The following is a 24,933-nucleotide window of genomic DNA, read 5'->3' as shown; positions in this document are numbered from 1 at the left end:
GATCATGTGGACGGACCGGCCTGTGCCTGGGGACGAAGGGTGGACACGACGTGGACGACGTCCGGGAGCGCCGGTACGTGCACAGCCGTCCACCGGTCGACCGGCCGGGGTGCACACCCGGCGCACACCCCGACGCGCTGCCTGACCAGGCCTGACGTCCGTCGTCCACAGGATCCACAACCGTGAGTACGACGACGGTCCTGTCGTGCGAGGAAAGTTGATCCGCGCACAGTCAGGGACGCGCACTCCAGGGGCGGCTTCACCCGCGGAGCCGGTTGTTCACTGACAGCGCCGGCTGCCGTACTGTCGTCCCGCGCACGCCGGTCGGCGGGTGCGTCCGAGCACGGGCTGGTCGCGACCGCCGGGTCGCGCGCCGGGGAGAAGGAGCGTGGCTGCGTGAGGTTCCGGGTCGAGCGCGACGTCCTGGCCGAGGCGGTGGGGTGGGCGGCCCGCACGCTCCCGACGCGTCCTCCGGTGCCGGTGCTCGCCGGCGTCCGGGTCGACGCCGACACCGCCGGAACCCTCGTGCTGTCCAGCTTCGACTACGAGGTGTCTGCCCGGGTCGAGGTGCCCGCAGAGGTCGCCGAGGGCGGGACCGCGCTGGTCTCCGGGCGGCTGCTCGCCGACATCTCCCGGAGCCTGCCGAACCGCCCGGTGGACGTCGTCGCCGAGGGCAGCAAGGTCACCGTCACCTGTGGGGCCAGCCGGTTCGCTCTGGCCACCATGCCGGTCGAGGAGTACCCCGACCTGCCGCCGATGCCCTCGGTCGCCGGCACCGTCTCCGGTGAGGCGCTGACCTCAGCGGTCGCCCAGGTCACGGTCGCGGCGAGCCGGGACGAGACCCTGCCGATCCTTACCGGCGTCCGGATGGAGATCGAGGACGACCGGATCACCCTGCTGGCCACCGACCGCTACCGGCTGGCCCTGCGGGAGATGCCGTGGCGGTCGGCCGCTCCGGGCACGTCAGCGGTCGCGCTGGTCCGGGCGCGCACGCTGTCCGACGTGGCCAAGTCCCTCGGCGGCGGCGGCGAGGTCACCGTCGCGCTGTCCGCGGACGGCGGCACCGGGCTCATCGGCTTCGAGGCCGGCGGCCGCCGGACCACCTCGATGCTCGTCGACGGGGACTACCCGAAGGTGCGGTCGCTGTTCCCCGCCGAGTCGCCGGTGTGGGCCGTGTGCCACACCGCGGCTCTGGTCGAGGCGGTCCGCCGGGTGGCGCTCGTCGCCGAGCGCAACACCCCGGTGCGGATGGCGTTCACCGACGGCCAGGTGCGACTGGACGCAGGCCAGGGCGACGACGCCCAGGCGACCGAGGAGCTCGAGGCGGACCTGCACGGCGAGGACATCACGATCGCGTTCAACCCGCAGTTCCTCCTCGACGGGCTGCAGGCGTTGACCACCGACTACGTCCGGATGTCGTTCACGCTGGCGACCAAGCCGGCCGTGCTCACCGGGCAGTCTGAACGCGACGGGGACCCCGACGACACCTACCGTTACCTGCTGATGCCCGTCCGGATGGCGGGCTGACAACCGCGGCAGGGAGGTCTCACCGTGCACATCGGTCTGGTCGGGCTGGGCAGGATGGGCGGCAACATGCGCGAGCGGCTGCGCCGCGCGGGCCTGGACGTGACCGGGTACGACCGGGACCCGCAGGTCAGCGATGTCGACTCCCTCGCAGCCATGGTCGAGGCGCTGCCGGCGCCGCGCACGGTGTGGGTGATGGTGCCGGCCGGCGACATCACCCGGGGCGTCGTCGAGGAGCTCGGCGGCCTGCTCGAGGCCGGGGACCTCGTGATCGAGGGCGGGAACTCCCACTACACCGACGACCGGGAGCACGCCGCCTTTCTCGCCGAACGTGGCATCGGCTACCTCGACTGCGGCGTCAGCGGCGGGGTGTGGGGCCTGGACAACGGCTACGGCCTCATGTGCGGTGGCTCGGCCGACGACGTCGAGCGGGCGATGCCGGTGTTCGACGCGCTGCGCCCGGAGGGTCCTCGCGAGGAGGGCTTCGTGCACGCCGGCGACGTCGGCGCCGGCCACTACGCGAAGATGGTCCACAACGGCATCGAGTACGGGCTCATGCAGGCCTACGCCGAGGGCTACGAGCTGCTCGCGGCCAAGGACATCGTCACCGACGTCCACGGCTGCTTCCAGGCCTGGAGCCGGGGCACCGTCGTCCGCTCCTGGCTGCTCGACCTGCTCGTCAAGGCGCTGGACGAGGACGCCGGTCTGACCGGGATCAAGGGCTACGTCGAGGACTCCGGCGAGGGCCGGTGGACCGTGCAGGAGGCCATCGACAACGCCGTCCCGATGCCGGTGATCTCCGCTGCCCTGTTCGCCCGGTTCGCCTCCCGGCAGGAGGACTCCCCGGCGATGAAGGCGGTCGCCGCGCTGCGCCACCAGTTCGGCGGGCACGCCATGACCGAGGCCGGGCCGACGTCCGGCACCGAGGACGTCAGCGCCGAGGCCGAGGCCGACGAGGCCGGTCCCTCCTCCGGCGCCGGCGACACGGACTGACCGGCCCTGACCGGCACCGACCGTCAGCCGCACCCGACCCGCCGAGGACTCCGTGAACCTGTGCACGTCACCCACCTGTCGCTGACCGACTTCCGCTCCTACCGGGGCGCCGAGGTCACCCTCGGCCCGGGGGCGACGGCCGTCGTCGGGCCGAACGGGCAGGGTAAGACGAACCTCGTGGAGGCCCTCGGCTACATCGCCACGCTGGGGAGCCACCGGGTGGCCACCGACGCCCCGCTGGTGCGGGCCGGGGCCGAGCGGGCGGTCGTGCGGGTCGCGGTCGACCGCGGCGGGCGCTCCACGCTGGTCGAGCTCGAGATCGTGCCCGGCCGGGCCAACCGGGCCCGGCTCAATCGCGCCCCGGTGCCGCGGCCGCGGGAGGTGCTCGGCACGCTGCGCACCGTGCTGTTCGCGCCGGAGGACCTCGGCCTGGTCAAGGGCGAGCCCGACGCCCGTCGCCGCTTCCTCGACGAGCTGCTCGTCGCCCTGGCCCCGCGGCTGGCCGGCGTGCGAGCCGACTACGACCGGGTGCTGCGTCAGCGCAACGCGCTGCTGAAGTCCGCCGGCGCCACCCGCGCGACCCGCCGCGGCACGGCCGACCTGCCCACCCTCGACGTCTGGGACGGCCACCTCGCTGCGGCCGGTGCCGAGCTCGTCGCCGCCCGGCTGCACTTGGTCCGCCGGCTCGCCCCGTTCGTCGCCGAGGCCTACCGGCAGGTCAGCGACGCCCAGGGGGACGCGGTCATCGGCTACCGCTGGTCGCTGACCGGCCCCGTCCCGGACGACGTCCCGCGCCGGGACGAGCTCGCCGAGGCGCTGCGGGCCGACCTGGCCCGTGGACGCGGCCAGGAGATCGAGCGGGGCACCACCCTGACCGGCCCGCACCGCGACGACCTCGTGCTGACCCTCGGCGACCTGCCGGCCAGGGGGTACGCCAGCCACGGCGAGTCCTGGTCCTACGCCCTGGCCCTGCGGCTGGCGTCGTGGTACCTGCTGCGCGGCGACGGACAGGATCCTGACCCGGCGCAGGAGCCGGTGCTCGTCCTCGACGACGTGTTCGCCGAGCTCGACACCGGTCGGCGCCGCCGGCTCGCCGAGCTGGTGGCCGGTGCCGAGCAGGTGCTCGTCACCGCCGCGGTGGACGACGACGTGCCGGCCGAGCTGAAGGGAGCGCGGCTGACCGTGCGCGACGGGGAGGTTCTCGGTGGCTGACGAGCACGAGCGCGGCCCGGACGACGAGCCCGCCGAGGGGGCTGGGCCGGACGGGACCGGGGTGGACGCCGTCCGCGCGGCCCTGAACCGGGCCCGGGCGGCTGCCGCCGCCCGAGGTCACACCCCGTCGTCCCGGCCTGGTCCGGCCGCCGGCCGCGGCCGGCGCCGGGTGGCCGGCCAGAGCCGGTCCGGGGCCCACCCCGACGGCCGGGACCCGCAGCGGGTTGCGGGTGTCATCGACCGGCTCGTCGCCGAGCGGGGCTGGCAGGCCCCGGTCGCCGTCGGCGGGGTGATCGGCCGCTGGGAGCAGGTGGTCGGCGACCAGGTCGCCGCGCACTGCACCGCCGAGGCCTTCGCGGACGGTGTCCTGACCGTCCGCGCCGACTCCACCGCGTGGGCCACCCAGCTGCGGCTGCTCACCCCGACCCTGCTGCGGCGGATCAGCGAGGAGCTCGGCCCCGGGGTCGTCGAGCGGCTCGTCGTACGCGGTCCGACGGCCCCGAGCTGGCACCGCGGCCCCCGGACCGTCCAGGGCCGCGGTCCCCGCGACACCTACGGCTGAGGCGTTCGAGGACCGGGGGCGCGTACGGGGACCCGTGACTGAACCCCTTCGCGCGCCACGCCGGCCGCCACGGGCTGTGGACGGCCTGTCCGGACTGTCGCGACGGGTAGACTGGACCTCAGTTCGGTGGTCGTCCCCACCGCTGCGCCGGGATCCCGTGCGGGTCGTCCGGCCCGGGCGGCCGCCGACATCAGGCCGGCGTCCGTCGGCCCGACTGCGACCGCCGTACGCGAGACAGGAGCGCCGGACCCAGTGGCCGACGAGACGAGCACGCCCCAGCCCGACACGTCCCCCGACCAGGCACCCTCCCTCGCCGACGTCGTCGACGCGTCCGCGGCCGGGCCGGCGTCGTCCGGGAGCTACGACGCGAGCGCGATCACGGTGCTCGAAGGCTTGGAGGCGGTCCGCAAGCGTCCCGGCATGTACATCGGCTCCACCGGGGAGCGCGGGCTGCACCACCTCGTCTACGAGGTTGTCGACAACTCCGTCGACGAGGCGCTCGCCGGGTACGCCACGTCGATCGAGGTGACGCTGCTGGCCGACGGCGGCGTCCGGGTCGTCGACGACGGCCGCGGCATCCCCGTCGACGTCCACCCGGTGGAGAACCGTCCTGCGGTGGAGGTCGTGCTCACCGTGCTGCACGCCGGCGGCAAGTTCGGGGGCACCGGGTACGCGGTTTCCGGTGGCCTGCACGGGGTTGGCGTGTCCGTCGTCAACGCCCTGTCCACCCGGCTCGAGGTCGAGGTGCGCCGGCAGGGTCACGTCTGGCGGCAGGCCTACCTGCAGGGCGTGCCGGAGGCGCCGCTGGCCAAGGGGGAGCCGACCGACCGCACGGGCACCACGGTGACCTTCTGGCCGAACCCCGACATCTTCGAGACCACCGACTTCGACTTCGAGACGTTGCGCAGCCGGTTCCAGCAGGTGGCGTTCCTCAACAAGGGACTGACGATCTCGCTGACCGACGAGCGCCCGGGGCACGCCGCTGAGGACGCCGGCGACGTCGCCGCCGACACGGGTGGGCCGGCGCAGGAGGCGGCGGCCCGCACGGTGACCTTCCGCTACGACGGCGGACTCGTCGACTACGTCACCCACCTCAACTCCTCGAAGAAGACCGAGAAGATCCACCCCGAGGTGATCTCCTTCGAGACCGAGGACGCCGACCGGCGGATGAGCCTCGAGGTCGCGATGCAGTGGACGGGCGCGTACTCCGAGAGCGTCCACACCTACGCCAACACCATCAACACCCACGAGGGCGGCACTCACGAGGAGGGCTTCCGGGCGGCGCTGACCACGCTCGTCAACCGGTACGCCCGCGAGCAGAACCTGCTCAAGGAGAAGGACCTCAACCTCACCGGCGAGGACGTCCGCGAGGGCCTCACCGCCGTCGTGTCGATCAAGCTGGCGGACCCGCAGTTCGAGGGCCAGACCAAGACCAAGCTCGGCAACACCGAGGTCAAGGGGTTCGTCCAGCGGGTGGTCACCGACGAGCTCGCCGACTGGTTCGAGCGCAACCCGCGGGAGGCCAAGGACGTCGTCCGCAAGGCCATCCAGGCGGCCGCGGCCCGGATGGCCGCACGCAAGGCCCGGGAGGCGACCCGGCGCAAGGGGCTGCTGGAGTCCGGCGGGATGCCGGGCAAGCTGCGGGACTGCCAGCTCAACGACCCCGTGCGCACCGAGGTGTTCATCGTCGAGGGCGACTCCGCCGGCGGCTCCGCCGTCCGCGGCCGCAACCCCGAGACGCAGGCGATCCTGCCGATCCGCGGCAAGATCCTCAACGTCGAGAAGGCCCGGATCGACAAGGCGCTGGGCAACCTCGAGGTCCAGGCGCTCATCACCGCGTTCGGCACCGGCATCGGGGAGGACTTCGACCTCGCCCGGCTGAGGTACCACAAGATCATCCTGATGGCGGACGCCGACGTCGACGGCCAGCACATCTCGACGCTGCTGCTGACCCTGCTGTTCCGCTACATGAAGCCGCTCATCGAGAACGGCCACGTCTACCTCGCCCAGCCGCCGCTGTACCGGCTGAAGTGGAGCAACGCCCCGCACGAGTACGTCTACAGCGACAAGGAGCGCGACGCCCTGCTGCGCGAGGGGATCGCCGCGGGCAAGCGGATCCCCAAGGACAACGGCATCCAGCGCTACAAGGGCCTCGGCGAGATGGACTACTCCGAGCTGTGGGAGACGACGATGGACCCCGAGCACCGCACGCTGCGGATGGTGACCATCGACGACGCGGCCGCCGCCGACGAGATCTTCTCCGTGCTCATGGGTGAGGACGTCGAGTCCCGGCGGGCGTTCATCCAGCGCAACGCCAAGGACGTCCGCTTCCTCGACATCTGACCCCCACCCCCGACCCCCTCCACCCTGACCCCTCCACCCCCGACCCCCCAACCGTGATCATGCAGTCCCGCCACCCTGACGACGAAGGACGCCCGTGACCGAGCAGCCCCCCACCCCGTCGGCCGGCGACCGGGTCGAGACCGTCGACCTGCAGCTGGAGATGCAGCGGTCCTACCTCGACTACGCGATGAGTGTGATCGTGGGGCGGGCGCTGCCGGAGGTGCGGGACGGTCTCAAGCCGGTGCACCGCCGCGTCCTGTACGCGATGTACGACGGCGGCTACCGACCGGACCGCGCGTTCTCCAAGTGCTCCAGGGTCGTCGGTGACGTCATGGGGCAGTACCACCCGCACGGCGACCAGGCGATCTACGACACCCTCGTACGGCTGGTCCAGGACTGGTCGATGCGGTACCCGCTGGTGGCGGGCCAGGGCAACTTCGGCTCCCCGGGCAACGACCCGGCCGCCGCCCCCCGGTACACCGAGTGCCGGCTGGCGCCGCTGGCCATGGAGATGGTCCGTGACATCACCGAGGACACCGTCGACTTCGTCGACAACTACGACGGGCGCACCAAGGAGCCGGTGATCCTGCCGAGCCGGTTCCCGAACCTGCTCGTCAACGGGTCCGCCGGCATCGCCGTCGGGATGGCGACCAACATCCCCCCGCACAACCTGCGCGAGGTCGCGGCCGGCGTCCAGTGGCTGCTGGAGAACCCGGACGCCTCTAAGGAGGAGCTCCTCGACGCCCTCATCGCCCGGATCCAGGGGCCGGACTTCCCGACCGGAGCCCTCGTCCTCGGTCGCCGCGGCATCGAGGAGGCCTACCGCACCGGCCGCGGGTCGATCACGATGCGCGCGGTGGTGGAGGTCGAGGAGATCCAGGGCCGCACCTGCCTCGTCGTCACCGAGCTGCCCTACCAGGTCAACCCGGACAACCTGGCGCAGACGATCGCCCAGCTGGTCAAGGACGGCCGCCTCGCCGGCATCGCGGACATCCGGGACGAGACGTCCGGGCGCACCGGGCAGCGGCTGGTCATCGTGCTCAAGCGTGACGCCATCGCCAAGGTGGTGCTCAACAACCTCTACAAGCACACCCAGCTGCAGTACACCTTCGGCGCCAACATGCTGGCCCTCGTCGACGGCGTGCCGCGCACCCTGAGCCTCGACGCGTTCGTCCGGTACTGGGTCGACCACCAGATCGAGGTCATCGTCCGGCGGACCCGCTACCGGCTGCGGGAGGCCGAGCAGGAGGCGCACATCCTGCGCGGCTACCTCAAGGCGCTCGACGCGCTCGACGAGGTGATCGCGCTGATCCGGGCCAGCGCCACGGTCGAGGTCGCCCGCACCGGGCTGATGGACCTCCTCGACATCGACGAGGTGCAGGCGACCGCGATCCTCAACATGCAGCTGCGCCGGCTGGCGGCCCTCGAGCGGCAGAAGATCGAGGACCGGTTCGCCGAGCTGCAGACCCTCATCGCCGACTACGAGGCGATCCTCGCCGACCCCCAGCGGCAGCGTCGGATCGTCAGCGAGGAGCTCACCGAGATCGTCGACAAGTACGGCGACGAGCGGCGCACCCGGGTGGTGCCCTTCGACGGGGACATGTCGATGGAGGACCTCGTCCCGCAGGAGGACGTCGTCGTCACCATCACCCGCGGCGGGTACGCCAAGCGGACCCGGGTGGACCAGTACCGGTCCCAGCGCCGCGGCGGCAAGGGGGTGCGCGGGGCGCAGCTGCGGGCCGACGACGTCGTGAGCCACTTCTTCACCACCTCGACCCACCACTGGCTGCTGTTCTTCACCAACCTCGGCCGCGTCTACCGGGCCAAGGCGTACGAGCTGCCCGAGGGGGGCCGGGACGCGCGAGGCCAGCACATCGCCAACCTGCTCGCCTTCCAGCCCGGCGAGGAGATCGCCCAGGTGCTGGCGCTGGAGAGCTACACGCAGGCCCCGTACCTCGTGCTGGCCACCCGGCGCGGGCTGGTGAAGAAGACCCGGCTGACCGAGTACGACTCCAACCGGTCCGGCGGGGTGATCGCGATCAACCTGCGGGACGGCGACGAGCTGGTGTCCGCCCGCCTCGCCTCCGCCGAGGACGACCTGCTGCTGGTCTCCCGCAAGGGTCAGTCGCTGCGGTTCACGGCTACTGACGAGAGCCTGCGGCCGATGGGCCGGGCGACCTCCGGGGTCACCGGGATGAAGTTCCGCGGGGACGACGAGCTGCTGGCGATGGACGTCGTCCGGGAGGGCACGCCGGACGACGTGTTCGTCGTCTTCGAGAACGGCCTGGCCAAGCGCACCCCGGTGGCGCAGTACCGGGTGCAGGGCCGCGGCGGGCTGGGGATCAAGGTCGCCGCGATCACCGAGCGCGGCGGGGACCTCGTCGGAGCCCTCATCGTCGGCCCGGACGACGAGGTGCTCGTCGTCATGGAGAAGGGCAAGATCGTCCGCTCGCGGGTGTCCGAGGTCCGCTCCACCGGCCGGAACACCTCCGGGGTGAAGTTCGCGACGCCGGACCCCGGCGACTCCATCATCGCGGTGGCGCGCAACGCCGAGCGTGCCATCGAGGAGGAGATCGGGGACGAGAGCCCCGACGACGTGCCGGACGGCGCGGGGACGGCCGAGACCGCCGGCGATGCCGTACCGTCGGAGCCGTCCGACGACGGAGGTGAGGCGTGAGCCCGTCCGAGCAGTCCCCGCCGGGGCCGACGGTGACCGCGTCACGGACGCCTCAGGGCCGCCCGGCCGAGACCCGGGACGCGTCCGGCGGCCCCGCCCAGCGCCCGTCGTCCGCGGCGCCCCGACCGGCTCCCCCGGCGCCGCGCAAGGTGCGGCTCACGGTCTCCCGGGTCGACCCGTGGTCGGTGATGAAGCTGGCGTTCCTGCTGTCGGTGGCGATCGGGATCGCCCTCGTCGTCGCGGCCGGCATGCTGTGGTCGATCCTGGACGGGATGGGCGTGTTCGCGGACCTGTCCGACGTCATCGGCCAGATCCTCGGCGACCCGGCGTTCAGCCTGGAGGACTACGTCGGCTTCTCCCAGGTGCTGTCGCTGGCCACGGTCGTTGCCGTCGTCGACGTCGTGCTGCTCACCGCGATCGCGACGCTGGGGTCGTTCCTGTACAACCTGTCCAGCGCACTCGTCGGCGGGCTGCACGTGACCCTGTCCGACGACTGAGATCCCGTCGGCCGTCGACCGGGCCCGACTGCCCTTCCGACCGCGGCGGTCGGTTTGGGAGGCCCCGACGCGCTGGGGTACCCTCGTGCGGCACCACGGGCCTATAGCTCAGTCGGTTAGAGCGCTTCCCTGATAAGGAAGAGGTCAGAGGTTCAAGTCCTCTTAGGCCCACTGCCTCCTGCGAGGCCCGCTGTCCGTCCCACGCTGTGGAGGTCGTCGTGAAGAAGCTGCTCACGCTGGCGGCGGCCGCCGCCGCGGGCGTCGTCGTCTGGCAGCGGCTGCGCGCCGAGCGCGCCGAGCGGGACCTGTGGGCGGAGGCGACCGACCGGGTCTGACCCCGGGCCCCGGGGGGCGTGGCGCAAGTGGTAGCGCACCTGCTTTGCAAGCAGGGGGTTAGGGGTTCGAGTCCCCTCGCCTCCACCCCAGACTCCGAAGGCCAGTACGTGGCTGCTGGCGCCCCCGGCGCCTAAGGAGACGGCAGATGCACAACCAGCTCGAGGTCGAGCGGAAGTTCACGGTCGACGAGGACTTCGACCTCACCAGCGTGCGTCTCTCCGACCGGACTCGCCTGGTGCACGACGGAGTGTTCCAGCTGAGGGCGACGTACTACGACGCCGCCGACCTGCGGCTGATCGCCGAGGGGATCACGCTGCGCCGGCGAACCGGTGGCCCCGACGACGGGTGGCAGCTCAAGCTGCCGCACGGGCCCGACGGACGCGAGGAGGTGCACGAACCGGCCGCAGCCGGTGAGACCGAGCCGCCGGTGTCGCTTCGTGGCCTGGTCCTGGCCCACCTGCGCGGTGAGACCCTGAGGCCGGTGGCGCAGATCACGACCTCCCGCGTCGTCCACCGTCTCGTCGGCGACGAGCGGGGCGGTCCGGTGCTTGCCGAGCTCGTGGACGACCACGTCACAGCCGAGGTGTGCGGAGACGAGGCGATCTCTACCGCTTGGCGCGAGGTGGAGGCCGAGCTGGTCGAGGGCGACGCAGACCTGCTGAGAGCGGTCACGGCCGCACTGGAACGGGCGGGTGCCTCCCGCGCCGTCGCAGGATCGAAGCTGGAGCGCGCGCTCGGCGGCCGGATGCCGCCCCGGCGCCAGGCGCCGGCGGACCTCGGCAGGGACAGCGACGCCGCCGCAGTGGCGCTGGCCTACCTGCGCCAGCAGGTCGCGGCGATCACGGCGGCCGATCCGCTGGTCCGGCTGGACGCCGAGGACGCAGTGCACCAGATGCGCGTCGCGTCCCGGCGACTGCGGGCAGCCCTGACGACGTTCCGGCCCTACCTCGCCCGCGGGCACACCGACGCGCTTCGCGGCGAGCTGCGGTGGCTCGCCGGCCTCCTCGGCGACGTCCGGGACGCCGAGGTCCTTCGCGACCGCCTGCGCGACCGGTTCGACGCCGCCCCGGTCGGTCCGGGGACCGCGGCGGCTCGGGCGCGGGTGGACGCCGGCCTCTCCCGCAGGTACGACCACGCGCGCGCCGAGATGCTCCACCAGCTCGCCAGCCCCCGCTACCTGCGGCTGCTGGACGACCTCGACGGCCTGCTCGACGCGCCGCCGCTCACCCCACGTGCCCGGCGTCCGGCGCGCGAGGAGCTGCCGGGCAGGGCCCGGAAGGCGTGGAAGGCCCTGCGCCGGGCGCACCAGGCAGCCGATGCAGCGGTCACACCCGGGGAGAGGGCGACCGCCCTGCACGAGGTCCGCAAGGCCGCCAAGCGCGCGCGGTACGCCGGCGAGGCGCTCCAGCCCGCCTTCGGCAAGGACGCGGCACGGTTTGCCGCGGCGATGGAGCGGGTCCAGGAGGTGCTCGGCGAGCACCAGGACAGTCAGGTGGCGCGCGAGACGCTCGCCGAGATGGCAGCCCAGGCGTACGCCGCCGGCGAGGACACGTTCGCCTACGGCTTCGTGGCTGGGCTCGAGGAGGCAGCGGCCGCGGCGGCTCGGAGCACGTACCGCGACGCGTGGCGGGCGGCGTCGCGACAGAAGCTGCACCGCTGGACGCGGTCCTGAGCGGTGCGTCCCCACCGAAGCGCTACGTCCACGCCTCAGCGGTCCACTCGACTCCGGCCGGCCTACCCCCGGCCGGGCTCGTTCTTCGGCTCGTCCGTGCTCTCGCCCTCGGCCGGGACGCCGGGGACCTCCGCCGTCCCGGTGCCGGCGGCGTCGGCGTCCAGGGCTGAGCTCGCCTCACCGGACGCCAGGGCCTCTCCGGCCTGTGCCTCGGGCGACCCGTCGGGTGCCGGGGTGTCGACGTCCGTGCTCTCACTCGCCAGGGTGCCCGTACCGAGCCCGCCACCGGTGGTGCCGCCGCTGAGCCGGCTGCCGCTGGTCCCGTAGCTCGGGGCAGTCCCCGTCCCGCTCGCCCACGGGTTCTCCACCGGGCGGGTGGAGCGCCAGACGGCCCATCCTGCGGCGACGGCCGCGGCGAGCACGGAGACCAGCAGCACGGTCCGCCCGGTGTGCCTCTCCTCGCGCCGGCGCGCTGCGCGGGCCGCCTTGGCGCTCTTCTTCGCCTGCTTCTCGGTCTCGGCGAGGGCCACCATGCTGCGGTCGTGCGCCGCGTCCGCCTTGGCCTGCGCGGCGGCGGCGGCCGCCGTCACCGCCTCGACGAGCCGCGGCAGCACGTCGTCCACGATCTTGTCGCGGGCGGCGTCCACCCTCGGGGCGAGCGCCTCGGCCGCGGCCTCCACCTTGGGAGCGGCCGTCTCCAGTCCCCGGGTGCGGGCGTTCTCCAGCCGGGGCTGGGCCCACTCCCGGGCTGTCGCGCCGGCGGTCAGGGCACTCTCCCGCGCCCGTTCGGCAGCCCGCTCGGCGGCCGGGCTCAGCCGCTGACGCACCTCCTCGGCGGACTGGCGCAGGTGCTCGGTGGACTCCCGCAGCTGCTCGGTGGTTCGTCCGGAACCGCTCTTCGTACGGAACACGCAGTCCTCCCCTCGGGCCCGTCTGGTCCGGGCCTGGTGGTCGTGGTGCCCCATCCTGCCCCTCCCGGCGTGCGCCTGCCCGCCGGGGCCGGCCGGGCGTGACGTGCGTGACAGGATGGGCGTCATGTTCGCGACCCTGCACACGTCCCACGGCGACATCCGTATCGAGCTGTTCGAGAACCACGCCCCCAAGACGGTCCGCAACTTCACCGGACTGGCCACGGGCACCCGGGAGTGGACCGACCCGAGGTCCGGCTCGACGTCCTCGGAGCCGTTCTACGACGGCCTGACGTTCCACCGCGTCATCCCCGGCTTCATGATCCAGGGCGGCTGCCCGTTGGGCACCGGGACCGGCGGTCCCGGTTACGTGTTCGACGACGAGATCCACCCCGAGCTGTCGTTCGACCGGCCCTACCTGCTGGCGATGGCCAACGCGGGCAAGCGGATGGGCAAGGGCACGAACGGCTCCCAGTTCTTCATCACCGTCGCGCCGACGACGTGGCTCACCGGCAAGCACACGATCTTCGGCGAGGTCGCCGACGCGCCGAGCCGGGAGGTCGTCGACGCCATCGCCGCCGTCCCGACCGGCCCGCAGGACAAGCCGCGCCAGGACGTCGTCATCGAGCGGGTGACGATCGAGGAGTGAGTGGGGACCTCCCCGCCACGGGCGGGCCCGCTGCGCCCCCGGTGTGTCCCCGGCACCCCGACCGGGAGTCCTGGGTCCGCTGCCAGCGCTGCGAGCGTCCCGTCTGCCCGGAGTGCCAGCGGCCGGCCGCGGTCGGCGTCCAGTGCGTCGACTGCGTCCGTGACCAGGCGCGCACCGTCCGCCCGGCCCGGACGACGTTCGGGGGCCGGGCCGCCGAGGGCCGGCCCGTCGTCACCCTGACCCTCATCACGGTGTCCGTGCTGGCGTTCCTCGCCCAGCGGGTCCCGGGGCTGGACGTGACGAGCACCTTCGCGTTCACCCCCGCGTTCGCGGCCGAGCAGCCGTGGCGGTTCCTCACCGCGGCCTTCCTGCACGCGCCCGGCTCCATCTGGCACATCGGCTTCAACATGTACGCGTTGTGGCTGCTCGGCCCGTACCTCGAGGGCCTCTTCGGCCGGTTGCGGTTCTCGGTGCTCTACCTCATGTCAGCCCTCGGCGGGTCGGTCGGCTTCGTGCTCCTCGCGGGCTTCGTCGACGGCCCGTACCTCACGAGCACCGTGGGCGCCTCCGGTGCGGTGTTCGGACTGTTCGGTGCGCTCGTCGTCGTCCAACGCCGGCTCGGTCGCCGGCTCGGGCAGATCGCCGTCGTGCTCGGCATCAACGCCGTGCTCGGCTTCGTCCTGCCCAACATCGCCTGGCAGGCGCACCTCGGCGGGCTGGTCACCGGCGCCGCCCTGGCGGCCGTCCTCGCCTACGCGCCGCGCGAACGGCGGACCGTCGTCCAGGTCGCCGGGACCGCGGCGGTCGCGGCCGTCCTCGTCGTCCTCGCCGCCGTCCGCTACCTCGTCTGACCGGCCAGCGCCCGACCGCCGTGAGCTGCTCGCTTGCCCGCCGGCACGGTCTGAGGACAAGAGTTCCAGGGGCGTAATTCCACCGGTGGAACTTGTCCCCAGGTGTGGAGAACCCTGTGGACGACGCCCGGGTGAGTGCGGTGCGCTCAGCGCCAGCGGGTGGTCATGAGGAACCCGGCCATGATGAAGACGAAGCCGATCACGAGGTTCCAGTTGCCGGGAGTCCACTCACCGCCGCCGAGGGACAGGGTCGGCAGCGGGTACTGGCCCTGGCTGAGGTAGTACACGACGATCCAGACCAGCCCGAGGAGCATGAGGCCGAGCATCACCGGGACGAACCACGGCGGGTTCGGCTTCGGTCCGGACGAGGACGTCGGGGGCGGCGTGTAGGCGGCCTTGCGACGGCTCCTCGACTCGGGCACGGGTTCCTCCTCGGGACCAGGGGCGGGATCAGCGCGGCTGATCTGTGCACGGCGGAACGACCGGACCGCCTGAGACGTCTAGCGTAGTGCCGAAGGACTTCCCGGGGCACGAGCGGGCACGCGGTGGCGGGAACGGACGACGGACGGACGACAGGAGCGGTGGAAGTCGACGTGGACTCAGCGGACCGAGGGCACCAGAGGCGCCGGGGGCTGCCCCTCGGCGTGACCGCGGTGCTCGTCGTGGCCGGCCTGCTGTTCTCCGCCAGCGCCACCGTGGCTGACGGCGACGACCTGCGCACCGATGTGGCCGACCTGCCCGCCCTCATCGCCGCCGAGACCAAGGACGTCGAGGCCAAGGCGGAACGGGTCACCCAGCTGCGGGCCGAGGTCGAGGAGCTCAGCGAGCGCACCGGCGACACCCAGGTGCAGGACCTGCAGGCCGTGGCCGACACGCTCGGCTTCGCCAGCGGCACCCAGCCGGTCGAGGGCCCGGGGGTCGAGGTCGTCCTCGACGACGTACCGCGGGACCGGCCCCTCCCCGAGGGGGTGGCCGCCGACCTGCTCGTCGTCCACCAGGAGGACGTGCAGGCCGTCGTCAACGCCCTGTGGGCCGGTGGCGCGGAGGCCATGACGCTCATGGACCAGCGGGTGATCTCCACCAGCGCCGTGCGCTGCGTCGGCAGCACCCTGCGCCTGCAGGGCCGGGTCTACAGCCCGCCGTACACCATCCGCGCCGTCGGGGACACCGGCGCGCTGCTGCGCGCCCTCGAGGAGTCCCGGGACGTCCAGATCTACCGTGAGTACGTCGACGCGTACGGCCTGGGGTGGAGCACCCGGGTGCTGCCCTCGGTGGAGGTGCCGGCGTTCGAGGGGTCGCTCGAGCTGCGGTACGCCGAGGCGCTGGAGGACGCGTGATCCGGTCCGTCGTCCGGGGCGTCGGGGAGGTGCTCCTCACTCTCGGTGTCCTGCTGCTCCTGTTCGTGGCCTGGCAGCTGTGGTGGACCGACGTCGAGGCAGGACGCGAGCAGCAGGCCGCCGCCGACCGGCTGCGGGGATCGTGGACCGAGCCGGCCGCGGCGGAACCGGCTGCGGACCCCGACCCCCCGCCGTCCGAGCCCCCGGTGCCGTCACCGGTGCAGGAGGGGGAGTCCTTCGCGCTCGTGCACGTCCCCCGGTTCGGCCCGGACTACGCCGTCCCGGTCGACGAGGGCATCGGGCTCGAGGAGGTGCTCAACGACGGCGTCCTCGGCCACTACCCGGGCACGGCGCTGCCCGGGTCGGTCGGCAACTTCTCGGTCGCCGGCCACCGGGTCACCTACGGGCGGCCGCTCAACCTCATCGCCGAGCTGCGCCCCGGGGACCCGATCGTCGTCGAGACCGCCGACGCCTGGTACGTCTACCGGATGCGTGAGCACCAGATCGTCTCGCCGGACCGGGTGGAGGTGGTGGCTCCGGTGCCCGGGGACCCGCAGGCGGAGCCGTCCGAGCGGCTCATGACACTCACCGCGTGCCACCCGATGTACTCGGCGCGCGAGCGGTACATCGTGCACGCCGAGCTCGACACCTGGCTGCCCCGGGACGCCGGCCCGCCGCCCGAGCTGGCTGCGGCACCCGAGAGGACGGAGGACTGAGCCGGTGTACGGATGGATCTGGCGCTCTCTTCCCGGTCCGGTCGCGGTGAAGGTGCTGCTCGCGCTGGTGCTGGTCGTCGCGGTCGTGGCGGTGCTGTTCGTCTGGGTCTTCCCCGCGGTGGCGCCCTACCTGCCGTTCAACGACAACACCGTCGGCTGAGGCAGGATGGGTCCGTGGCCCCCCACGTCCTCGTCGTCGACAACTACGACAGCTTCGTCTTCACCATCGTCGGCTACCTGCGCCAGCTCGGCGCCAGCTGCCGGGTGGTGCGCAACGACGCCGTCGGGGTGGAGGCGGCGGACGACGTCGACGGCGTCCTGCTCTCGCCCGGGCCGGGTACGCCGGCCTCGGCGGGGGTGTGCAGCGACCTCGTCCGGCACGTGGTGCGGACCGGGACGCCGCTGCTCGGCATCTGCCTGGGACACCAGGTGATCGCCGAGGTGCACGGAGCGACCGTCACGCACGCCGACGAGCTCGTGCACGGCAAGACGAGCCGCGTCGTCCACGACGGCGTGGGGGTGCTCGACGGGCTGCCGAGCCCGTTCACGGCGACCCGCTACCACTCCCTGGCCGTCGTGGAGTCCACCGTGCCGGACGACCTCCTCGTCACCGCACGGACCGACGGCGGGGTGGTGATGGCGCTGCAGCACCGGGAGCAGCCGGTCCACGGGGTGCAGTTCCACCCGGAGTCGGTGCTGACCGAGGGCGGTCACCGATTGCTGGCGAACTGGCTGACCACGTGCGGGGACCCCGGCGCGGTCGCCCGCTCCGCCGGCCTGGCCCCCCTGGCCCCCCACCCCCCTTCGTGATCATGCAATCCCGCCACCCTCGCCGTCCCTCTTGACCCCCGTGATCATGCAATCCCGCCACCCACCGGCTCGCAGAATGCTGGGTTGGTGGCGCGACACGCCGGCCGGGTTGTGCTGAGCGCAGCATTCTGTGGTGGAGCCGCCCGACCCAACTGGTGCTGAGTGCGGGGGTGGCGGGATTGCATGATCACCGATGGGGCAGAGGGATCCACGCACGGGGCGCGCGGCGGCTTGGACAGGGTGGCGGGATTGCATGATCACCGAGGTCAGGGGGCGGGGGTGGGCGGCGGGGCTGGCTCCGTGGTGGGCGGCGTGCTCGGCTCGGCCGGGGGTGTCGTCGTCGTGGGCGCGCTCGTCGTCGGTGTCGACGGCTCAGGCAGCGGGTCGGCGACGACGAGGGTGACCACGCTGCCCCGCTCCACCCGGCCGGGAGCCGGGTCCTGGGACACCACGGCGTCCGGCTCCTGCTCGTCGGTCGGCTGTCGCTCGATGACGACCTGGAGACCGAGGTCGAGCAGCTCGGCGCGCGCCTCCGGGTACGGCGTTCCGACGAGGTCCGGCAGCTCCACCTGCCCGGAGGACAGGACGAGGTCGATCTGGGTGCCCTCGGGCACCGACTGCCCGGCCGGCGGGATGGTTCGCACGACCCGGCCGGCGTCGTGGTCGGGGGAGTCCTCCGTGGTGACGACGCCCGGTTCGAGGCCCAGCTCCTGCAGGGCGGTGCGGGCCTCCTCCTGAGTCCGCCCCTCGAGGTCGGGGACGTTGACGTTGCCAGGGGCCGCGGCCAGTCGCACCGTGACGGTGGTCCCGACGTCGACGGTGGTGCGCTCCTCGGGAGTCTGGTCCACGACCGTGCCCGGCTCCGCCTCGGTGTCCTCGACGTCCTCGCCCTGGGCGTACTCGAGCTCGAGCTCGTCGAGGGCGGCCTTCGCCTCCGGCGCGGTCATCCCGATCAGCCGCGGGACCTGCACCTGCTCGATCGTGGACGTGCCACCGACGAGGTTGCTGGTCAGCAGCGCCGCGACGGCGAACACGGCGATGACGGCAAGCGCCAGCCCGACGTAGCCCGCGGCCCGGCGACGGCGTCGCGGCGGTGGGTCCTGGACGTCGCGGGCGGTGATCGTCTCGGTCGGTGGCGACGGCGGCGCACCGACGGGAACGGTGGCACCCGTGGCGCCGGCCGCCGGCATCGCCTGGGTGGCAGCGGTGCCCACACCGGGCAGAGCCTGGGTGGCCGCCGCGGCGGCGGCCGCAGCAGCGGCGACGGCCGGTGCGGAGACTGGTCGCCCGTCCCTGGCGGCGATCAGGTCTCGGCGGAAGGCCGCGGCGTCCGGGTAGCGGTCGCCTCGCTCCTTGGCCAGGGCGTGCAGCACCACCCGGTCGACCGCCTCCGGCACCTCGGGGTTGAGCGAGGACGGCGGCTGCGGGACCTCCCGCACGTGCTGGTAGGCCACCGACACCGGGGAGTCGCCGACGAAGGGTGGCCGACCGGTGAGCAGCTCGTACAGCAGGCACCCGGCGGAGTACAGGTCGCTGCGGGCGTCGACGGTTTCCCCCCGGGCCTGCTCGGGTGACAGGTACTGGGCGGTGCCGATGACGGCCTGGGACTGGGTCATCGTCGCCGAGGAGTCGGCGACGGCGCGGGCGATGCCGAAGTCCATCACCTTGATGTCGCCGCGCGGAGTGATCATGACGTTCCCGGGTTTGATGTCCCGGTGCACGATGCCGGCACGGTGGCTGTACTCGAGGGCCTCCAGGACGCCCAGGGTGATGGTGATGGCCTCCTCGACGCCGACCCCCTGGGAGGTGCCGTCCGGGCCGGCGGGCCGGTTGTGCAGCAGGTCCCGGGCGGTGTGCCCTTCGACGTACTCCATGACGATGTAGGGCACCCGGGCCTGCGCACCACCGGACTCGGTGACGACGTCCTCCCCGGTGTCGTAGACGGCGACGACGTTGGGGTGGTTGAGCGCGGCGGCCGACTGCGCCTCGCGGCGGAACCTGGCCTGGAACACGGGGTCTCGGGCGAAGTCGGAGCGCAGCATCTTGATGGCGACGCGACGACCCAGCCGGGTGTCGCGGCCCAGGTGCACCTCGGCCATGCCACCTCGTCCGAGCAGGGCTCCGACCTCGTAGCGGTCGCCGAGCATGCGGGGTGCGTCGTCCACGATCAGTTGTCCTCGTCCTTGTCGTTGCCCTTGCCGGGATTGTTGCCCTCGTCGGGCTGGGGTCGGGGGTCCGCCACGACGACGGTCACGGTGTCCCCGGCGGCGAAAGCGCCTTCGGAGACGGCCACGACGGTCCCCTTCTGTGCGTCGGTGTCCTTCTCGTCGCGACGCTCGACCTTGAGACCGAGTCCCTCCAGGGTCGCCTTCACGGTCTCGAAGTCCTGGCCGACCAGCTCGTCGGCGCTGATCTCGAGCCCGCTGGGACCGCTGGTCGCCGGCTCGGGGTCCTCGTCAGCGGGGGCCTCGGTGGGCGGCGGCGTCGTCACCGGTGGCTCGGACGGCGCAGGGCCGGTCGGGGTTCCCGTCGTCGCCACCGGGGTGTCGCCCGGGACGACGGCCCCGGTGTCCTCGTTCGCCCCGGTCACCAGTGCCCCGGTGACGACGAACCCGACCAGCGCGACCAGGGCGACCAGCGGCCAGGTCAGCCCGCGCGGCGGACGGGTCGTCAACGGTGTCGCCGCGGCGCCGTCCCCGACGCCGCTCCCGGACGCCGGCAGCGGGGCCGTCGGGGGGGTCGGGGGTGTCGTGACCGGCTGTGCCGGCAGGTCGGTACCGGCGGCGAGCGCCTCGGCCGCCTCGGCGAACTCGCCGGCGTCCGCGGGGCGGTCGGCCGGGTCCTTGGCGAGCGAGCGCTCGACCAGCTCCCGGACGCCGGCGGGCACGTCGTCCGGGAGCGGCGGTGGCGGGTCGTTGACGTGCTGCAGGGCGACGGCGACCTGGGAGCCGCCGTCGAACGGCCGGGAGCCGGTCAGTGCCTCGTAGGCGACCACCCCGAGCGCGTACACGTCGCTGGCGGGGGTCGAGGAGCCGCCGGACGCCTGCTCCGGGGCGAGGTACTGCGCCGTCCCCATCACCTGCCCGGTGGCGGTCAGCGGCGCGGCGTCCACGGCCCGGGCGATCCCGAAGTCCGTCACTTTGACCTGGCCGTCGGGGGTGACGAGCAGGTTGCCGGGCTTGACGTCCCGGTGGACGACGCCGACGGCGTGCGCCGCGGACAGCCCGCGCGCCGCCTGGGCCAGCAGGTCCAGGGCGCGGCGCGGCGCGAGCGGGCCCTCGCGGGCTAGCAGGTCGGACATCGGCTCGCCGGGGACGAGCTCCATGACGAGGTACGTGCTGTGCTCCTCCTCGCCGTAGTCGTAGGTGCCGGCGATGTTGGGGTGGGTGAGGGCGGCGCTGTGCCGGGCCTCCGCCCGGAACCGTTCGACGAAGCCGGGGTCCCCGGTGTACTCCTCCTTGAGGACCTTGACGGCGACCTCGCGGCCGAGCACGTCGTCGCGGGCGCGCCACACCTCGCCCATGCCGCCGACGGCGATCCGGTCGAGCAGCCGGTACCGACCGCCCAGGACGGCGTCGGGCTGCGGCCTCACCGCAGCACCGCCTCGATCACGGCCCGGGCGATGGGGGCGGCGGTCCGGCCACCGGAGGCCTCGCTGCCGGCCTCCCCACCCTCCTCGACGACGACGGCGACGGCGACGGTCGGGTCCTGCGCGGGCGCGAAGGCGGTGAACCAGGCGTGCGGCGCGGCACCCGGCGCGTGCTGGGCGGTGCCGGTCTTGCCGGCCACGTCGACGCCGTCGATCTGCGCCGCACGTCCGGTGCCGTCGGTGACGACGGTGGTCATCATCCGGGTGAGGGCGGCGGCGGTCTCCGCCGAGACCGCTCGGCCGAGCTCGGTGGGCTGCGGCTCGTCGATGACCTCCAGCTCGGCGCTGCGGACCGAGGAGATGAGCTGCGGTTCCATCACGACGCCGCCGTTGCCGATCGCGGCGGCGACCATCGCCATCTGCAGGGGGGTGACCCGCACGTCGTACTGGCCGATCGCGGACTGAGCGGTCTGCGGCGCGTTGAGCTCCTCCGGCACGCTGCTCGGGGTCACCCGTAGCGGGATGCGCAGGTCCTGACCGAACCCGAACGCCTCGGCCTGGTCCCGCAGCGCCTCACCGCCGAGGTCGAGGCCGATGGCCCCGAACGCGGTGTTGCAGGACTGCCGCATGGCGTCGGTCAGGGACACCTCGTCGTCCGGTCCGCAGGCGCCGCCGCCGGCGTTGGGCAGGGTGACGGTGGTCTGCGGCAGGTCGAGCTCGGCCGGGCCCGGGACCACGCTGTTCTCGTCGTACCGGCCGGACTCCAGCGCGGCCGCGGCGGTGACGAGCTTGAACACCGACCCCGGTGGGTAGAGCCGCCCGGAGATCGCCCGGTTCTCCAGCGGCCGCGCCGGGTCGTCCAGGAGGGCCTGACGGGTACCGACCGCGGTCTCCCGGTCGTGGGAGGCGAGCGCGTTGGGGTCGAAGTCCGGGGAGGACACCATGGCGAGCACGTCGCCGGTGCGCGGGTCGAGGGCCACGACCGCGCCGCGCTGGTCGCCGAGGGCCTCGGCCGCGGCCTGCTGGACGGCGGGGACGACGGTGGTCTCGACGACCGCCCCACGTGGCTCGGCACCGGTGAGCAGGTCGGACAGCCGGCGGTAGAAGAGCTGGTCGGCGCTGCCGGACAGCAGGTCCCCGGCGGCCGCCTCCAGGCCGGTGGCCCCGAAGTACACCGAGTAGTACCCGGTGAGGTGGGCGTACAGCTCCCCGGCCGGGTACCGGCGCTGGTACTCGAAGGCGTCCTGGTCGTCGTCCGGCACCGACTCGGCGACGGGGTCGCCGGCGACGACGATCGGGCCGCGCTCCCGGCCGAGCTCCCGCAGCAGGGTGCGGCTGTTGCGCGGATCAGCGTTCAGGTCGTCGGCTTGGACGAACTGGATCCACGTCGAGGCGGCCAGCAGCATCGCGAAGAACGCCGCGACCACGACCGAGAGCCGGCGCAGCGGGGTGTTCACGACGTACCTCCTGGGCGGACGGCGACCACCTGGGTGGCCGCGGTGTCCGCCGAGGACGACGAGGTGCTGACCACGACCGGGGCGGGGCGGCGGGCCGCGTCGCTGACCCGCAGCAGCAGCGCGACGATCATCCAGTTGGCCACGAGCGAGGAGCCGCCGTAGGCGAGCAGCGGCATGGTCAGTCCGGTGAGCGGGATGACCCGGGTGACCCCGCCGGCGACGACGAAGACCTGCAGGGCGACAGCGAACGCGAGCCCGCCGGCGAGCAGCTTGCCGAACCCGTCCCGGACGCCGACCGCGGCGCGCAGGCCGCGCTGGACGAGCACGAGGTACAGCAGGAGCAGGGCGGTGAGCCCGGCCAGGCCGAGCTCCTCGCCGATCGCGGCGACGATGAAGTCGGACTCGGCGTACGGGACGATGTCGGGCCGGCCCTGACCGAGACCGGTGCCGATGAGACCGCCGTTGGCCATCCCGAACAGGCCCTGGACGAGCTGGTAGCTGCCACCGACCTCGGCGTCGTAGACGGCCGGGTCGTACGGGTCCAGCCAGGCCTGCACCCGCCCCTGGACGTGGTCGAACAGGCTCCAGGCCAGGACGGCGCCGGCGGCGAACAGGCCGAGGCCGAGCGCGATCCAGGCGACCCGCTGGGTAGCGACGTAGAGCATGGCGACGAAGATGCCGAAGAAGAGCAGCGACGTGCCGAGGTCCCGCTCCAGGACGAGGACGCCCATGCTCGCCACCCAGGCGATGAGGATGGGGCCGAGGTCCCGGGCCCGCGGCAGCTGCAGGCCGAGCACCGTGCGACCGGCCAGGGACAGGGTGTCCCGGTGGGTGACGAGGTAGCCGGCGAAGAAGACCGTGAGCGCGATCTTGGCCAGCTCGCCGGGCTGGAAGCTCAACGGCCCCAGCCGGATCCAGATCCGGGCCCCGTTGATCGTCGTCCCGAGCACCGGCACGAGCGGCAGCAGGAGCAGGACGAGCCCGGCGACCATCGCGGTGAAGGTGTACCTGCGCAGGATCCGGTGGTCGCGCAGCAGCACGAGGACGGCTGCCGCGGCGGCGACCCCGATCGCCGTCCACACCAGCTGGCGGGGGGCGAACGCGGACGCACCGGACTGGCCCTCGGCGAGGTCGAGGCGGTGGATGACGGCGAGCCCGAGCCCGTTGACCGCCGTCGCGATGGGCAGCAGGACCGGGTCGGCGTACGGCGCCCGCCAGCGCAGCACGAGGTGCAGCGCGACGGCCAGCGCGCCGAGCCCGGCGCCGTACCCGAGCAGGCCCGGCGGCCACACGCCGTCCTGGGCCAGGCCGACGAGGGCGTAGGCGGCCATCGCCACCCCGACGGCCAGGACGAGCAGGGCCAGCTCGACGTTGCGGCCGGTGCGCGGGGCGGGCTCGGTGACGGTGGCCATCAGTCGCCCACCTCGCACCCGGGTGGCAGGGTCGCGGTCGGGGACGGCGCCGGCGCGGGAGTCAGACCGGACGTCGGGGAGGGGGCGTCCGGGGCGCCGGGACCGGGCGCGGGTGTCGTCCCGGTGGTCGGCGTCGGGGACGGTGCGGGGCTCGGAGTCACCGGGACCGGGGTGCACAGGTCGGAACGCAGTCGCAGGTCGGCGACGATCCGCTCGGCGTCCGGGAGGTCCTCGGCGGTGATCCCGTCGGCCACCCGGTCCTGCCAGACCCGGGGCAGGGTGTCGACCGGCAGGTCCTGGCGCTCGTGGACGGCGGACAGGCTCAGCGGACCGACGTCCTGGGTGAGGCCGCGGTAGATCGCGACGTCCGTCCCCGCGGTCCCGACGTAGAACTGCTGCTGGCTCCAGCCGTACGCCGCCCAGCCACCGGCCACCAGCACGGCCACGACGCCGAGGGCGGCCAGGGCGCGCAGGACCCGCCGACGTCCGCCGTGCTCGGGTGGCGGGCCGTCCTCGCCGTCCTCGGCGTGCTCGGCGCCTCGGTCGCCGGGGGTGGCGGTGAGTGCGGCGGCCCGGGCGGCGGGGCTGTCCTGCGGGACGGCCCCGGGGCCGGTTCGACCGGCCGCCGCCCCGACGACCACCGGTACGGCGTCCGGGGTCTGGGTGTCGTCGACGACGTCGGCGACGACACAGGTGATGTTGTCCGGGCCGCCGGCCCGCAGGGCCAGCTCGACGAGCCGCTCGGCGCAGGTCGCCGGGTCCTCCACCACGCGCAGCGTCTCGGCGAGGGTGTCCGCCGAGACGACCCCGGACAGCCCGTCGGAGCACAGCAGCCAGCGGTCGCCGACGGTGGCCTCACGCACCGAGGTGTCCACCTCGCTGGAGGCGTCGACGTCGCCGAGCACGCGGGTGATCACGGACCGCTGGGGATGGCGCTCGGCCTCCTCGGCGGTGATCCGGCCGGCGTCGAGCAGGCTCTGCACGAACGTGTGGTCGCGGGTGACCTGGGTGAGCTCGCCGTCGTGCAGCAGGTACGCGCGGGAGTCGCCGATGTGGGCCAGGACGAGCTTGCGGCCCGAGCGCAGGACGGCGGTGACGGTCGTGCCCATCCCGGCGAGCTCCTGCTCGTCGTCCGCGCGGTCCTGGATGAGCTCACGGGCGCGGCGGATCGCGGCCTCCAGCTGGGCGACCGCCTCCGGGCCGTGCGACTCGCCGTCCAGCCGGCTCAGCTCCCCGACGGCGATGGACGACGCGACGTCCCCCCCGGCGTGCCCGCCCATCCCGTCGGCGACGACGAGCAGGTGCGGACCGGCGTAGCCGGAGTCCTGGTTGTTCTTGTACCGGCCGTGGCCGATGTCGGAGCGGGCGGCGAAGCGCAGCGCGACCAC

At 73.5% G+C, this 24,933-nt stretch carries 21 protein-coding genes and 2 tRNA genes; 16 read left to right on the top strand and 7 right to left on the bottom strand.

Features of this window, described 5'->3' with window-relative positions; translation table 11 throughout:
- Window positions 1-396 precede the first annotated feature (396 nt).
- From dnaN to HJG43_14515, 10 genes are all read left to right on the top strand, one after another.
- Window positions 397-1,527, top strand: coding sequence for a DNA polymerase III subunit beta (gene dnaN / locus HJG43_14560; protein ID UER55556.1), 1,131 nt, complete (start codon window positions 397-399; stop codon window positions 1,525-1,527).
- Between the two features lie 24 nt (window positions 1,528-1,551).
- The gene (gene gnd / locus HJG43_14555) at window positions 1,552-2,517 is read left to right on the top strand and encodes a decarboxylating 6-phosphogluconate dehydrogenase (GenBank protein UER55555.1); all 966 of its coding nucleotides are present in this window, start codon (window positions 1,552-1,554) and stop codon (window positions 2,515-2,517) included.
- A 60-nt stretch (window positions 2,518-2,577) separates the two neighbouring features.
- A complete protein-coding gene (gene recF / locus HJG43_14550; protein UER55554.1) occupies window positions 2,578-3,729 on the top strand; it encodes a DNA replication/repair protein RecF in 1,152 nt (383 codons plus the stop codon).
- 61 nt (window positions 3,730-3,790) lie between these two features.
- Window positions 3,791-4,291 (top strand): DUF721 domain-containing protein, encoded by a 501-nt coding sequence (locus HJG43_14545; GenBank protein UER56007.1) that lies wholly within the window; start codon window positions 3,791-3,793, stop codon window positions 4,289-4,291.
- 252 nt (window positions 4,292-4,543) lie between these two features.
- Complete coding sequence (gene gyrB / locus HJG43_14540; protein ID UER55553.1) at window positions 4,544-6,634, top strand: DNA topoisomerase (ATP-hydrolyzing) subunit B; 2,091 nt, start codon at window positions 4,544-4,546, stop codon at window positions 6,632-6,634.
- A gap of 94 nt (window positions 6,635-6,728) precedes the next feature.
- Window positions 6,729-9,311, top strand: a complete 2,583-nt coding sequence (gene gyrA, locus HJG43_14535) for a DNA gyrase subunit A (GenBank protein ID UER55552.1) — start codon at window positions 6,729-6,731, stop codon at window positions 9,309-9,311.
- A 32-nt stretch (window positions 9,312-9,343) separates the two neighbouring features.
- Window positions 9,344-9,808 (top strand): DUF3566 domain-containing protein, encoded by a 465-nt coding sequence (locus HJG43_14530; protein ID UER56006.1) that lies wholly within the window; start codon window positions 9,344-9,346, stop codon window positions 9,806-9,808.
- A 97-nt stretch (window positions 9,809-9,905) separates the two neighbouring features.
- Window positions 9,906-9,979: transfer RNA gene (locus HJG43_14525), tRNA-Ile, on the top strand.
- A gap of 176 nt (window positions 9,980-10,155) precedes the next feature.
- Window positions 10,156-10,228 (top strand) — tRNA-Ala (locus tag HJG43_14520).
- A 61-nt stretch (window positions 10,229-10,289) separates the two neighbouring features.
- Window positions 10,290-11,816 (top strand): CYTH and CHAD domain-containing protein, encoded by a 1,527-nt coding sequence (locus HJG43_14515; GenBank protein UER55551.1) that lies wholly within the window; start codon window positions 10,290-10,292, stop codon window positions 11,814-11,816.
- 62 nt (window positions 11,817-11,878) lie between these two features.
- Here HJG43_14515 and HJG43_14510 read toward each other — a convergent pair whose 3' ends face one another.
- On the bottom strand, window positions 11,879-12,727 hold the full coding sequence (locus tag HJG43_14510; protein UER55550.1) for a DUF5324 family protein: 849 nt from the start codon (window positions 12,725-12,727) through the stop codon (window positions 11,879-11,881).
- Window positions 12,728-12,851: 124 nt separating this feature from the next.
- On the opposite strand from HJG43_14510, the gene HJG43_14505 reads away from it, so the two are divergent.
- Together HJG43_14505 and HJG43_14500 are read left to right on the top strand one after the other, a co-directional pair.
- Window positions 12,852-13,373 (top strand): peptidylprolyl isomerase, encoded by a 522-nt coding sequence (locus tag HJG43_14505; protein UER55549.1) that lies wholly within the window; start codon window positions 12,852-12,854, stop codon window positions 13,371-13,373.
- Entirely contained in the window at window positions 13,370-14,224 is an 855-nt protein-coding gene (locus tag HJG43_14500) for a rhomboid family intramembrane serine protease (GenBank protein UER55548.1), read from the top strand. The genes HJG43_14505 and HJG43_14500 overlap by 4 nt, the downstream gene beginning before the upstream one ends.
- A 146-nt stretch (window positions 14,225-14,370) precedes the next feature.
- Here HJG43_14500 and HJG43_14495 read toward each other — a convergent pair whose 3' ends face one another.
- Window positions 14,371-14,646 (bottom strand): cell division protein CrgA, encoded by a 276-nt coding sequence (locus HJG43_14495; protein ID UER55547.1) that lies wholly within the window; start codon window positions 14,644-14,646, stop codon window positions 14,371-14,373.
- 210 nt (window positions 14,647-14,856) lie between these two features.
- Here HJG43_14495 and HJG43_14490 point away from each other — a divergent pair, with 210 nt between their 5' ends.
- From HJG43_14490 to HJG43_14475, 4 genes are read left to right on the top strand one after another with little or no spacing between them, the layout of a single operon-like run.
- Window positions 14,857-15,561 (top strand): DUF881 domain-containing protein, encoded by a 705-nt coding sequence (locus tag HJG43_14490; GenBank protein UER56005.1) that lies wholly within the window; start codon window positions 14,857-14,859, stop codon window positions 15,559-15,561.
- On the top strand, window positions 15,558-16,277 hold the full coding sequence (locus HJG43_14485) for a class E sortase (protein ID UER55546.1): 720 nt from the start codon (window positions 15,558-15,560) through the stop codon (window positions 16,275-16,277). Before HJG43_14490 ends, HJG43_14485 begins: the two co-directional genes overlap by 4 nt.
- Window positions 16,278-16,281: 4 nt before the next feature.
- Window positions 16,282-16,437 (top strand): hypothetical protein, encoded by a 156-nt coding sequence (locus tag HJG43_14480; GenBank protein ID UER55545.1) that lies wholly within the window; start codon window positions 16,282-16,284, stop codon window positions 16,435-16,437.
- Window positions 16,438-16,451: 14 nt separating this feature from the next.
- Window positions 16,452-17,087, top strand: coding sequence for an aminodeoxychorismate/anthranilate synthase component II (locus HJG43_14475; protein ID UER55544.1), 636 nt, complete (start codon window positions 16,452-16,454; stop codon window positions 17,085-17,087).
- 266 nt (window positions 17,088-17,353) lie between these two features.
- Here HJG43_14475 and pknB read toward each other — a convergent pair whose 3' ends face one another.
- The 5 genes from pknB to HJG43_14450 are packed head-to-tail and all read right to left on the bottom strand — an operon-like array spanning window position 17,354 to window position 24,933.
- The gene (gene pknB, locus HJG43_14470; protein ID UER55543.1) at window positions 17,354-19,252 is read right to left on the bottom strand and encodes a Stk1 family PASTA domain-containing Ser/Thr kinase; all 1,899 of its coding nucleotides are present in this window, start codon (window positions 19,250-19,252) and stop codon (window positions 17,354-17,356) included.
- A 2-nt stretch (window positions 19,253-19,254) separates the two neighbouring features.
- Window positions 19,255-20,679 (bottom strand): serine/threonine protein kinase, encoded by a 1,425-nt coding sequence (locus HJG43_14465; GenBank protein UER55542.1) that lies wholly within the window; start codon window positions 20,677-20,679, stop codon window positions 19,255-19,257.
- Window positions 20,676-22,133, bottom strand: a complete 1,458-nt coding sequence (locus HJG43_14460; protein UER55541.1) for a penicillin-binding protein 2 — start codon at window positions 22,131-22,133, stop codon at window positions 20,676-20,678. Before HJG43_14460 ends, HJG43_14465 begins: the two co-directional genes overlap by 4 nt.
- Window positions 22,130-23,545, bottom strand: coding sequence for an FtsW/RodA/SpoVE family cell cycle protein (locus HJG43_14455; GenBank protein UER55540.1), 1,416 nt, complete (start codon window positions 23,543-23,545; stop codon window positions 22,130-22,132). The genes HJG43_14460 and HJG43_14455 overlap by 4 nt, the downstream gene beginning before the upstream one ends.
- Window positions 23,545-24,933, bottom strand: a complete 1,389-nt coding sequence (locus HJG43_14450; GenBank protein ID UER55539.1) for a serine/threonine-protein phosphatase — start codon at window positions 24,931-24,933, stop codon at window positions 23,545-23,547. The genes HJG43_14455 and HJG43_14450 overlap by 1 nt, the downstream gene beginning before the upstream one ends.

The sequence above is a fragment of the Kineosporiaceae bacterium SCSIO 59966 genome, from assembly GCA_020881835.1.
Lineage (GTDB): Bacteria > Actinomycetota > Actinomycetes > Actinomycetales > SCSIO-59966 > SCSIO-59966.
The sequence above is the reverse complement of the archived record's forward strand: the minus strand, read 5'-3'. Positions and strand labels throughout refer to the sequence as shown.

Coding starts and splice junctions, on each gene's coding strand:
- HJG43_14515 (UER55551.1), top strand. CDS start 10,290: ATGCACAACCAGCTCGAGGTCGAGCGGAAGTTCACGGTCGACGAGGAC.
- HJG43_14505 (UER55549.1), top strand. CDS start 12,852: ATGTTCGCGACCCTGCACACGTCCCACGGCGACATCCGTATCGAGCTG.
- HJG43_14455 (UER55540.1), bottom strand. CDS start 23,545: ATGGCCACCGTCACCGAGCCCGCCCCGCGCACCGGCCGCAACGTCGAG.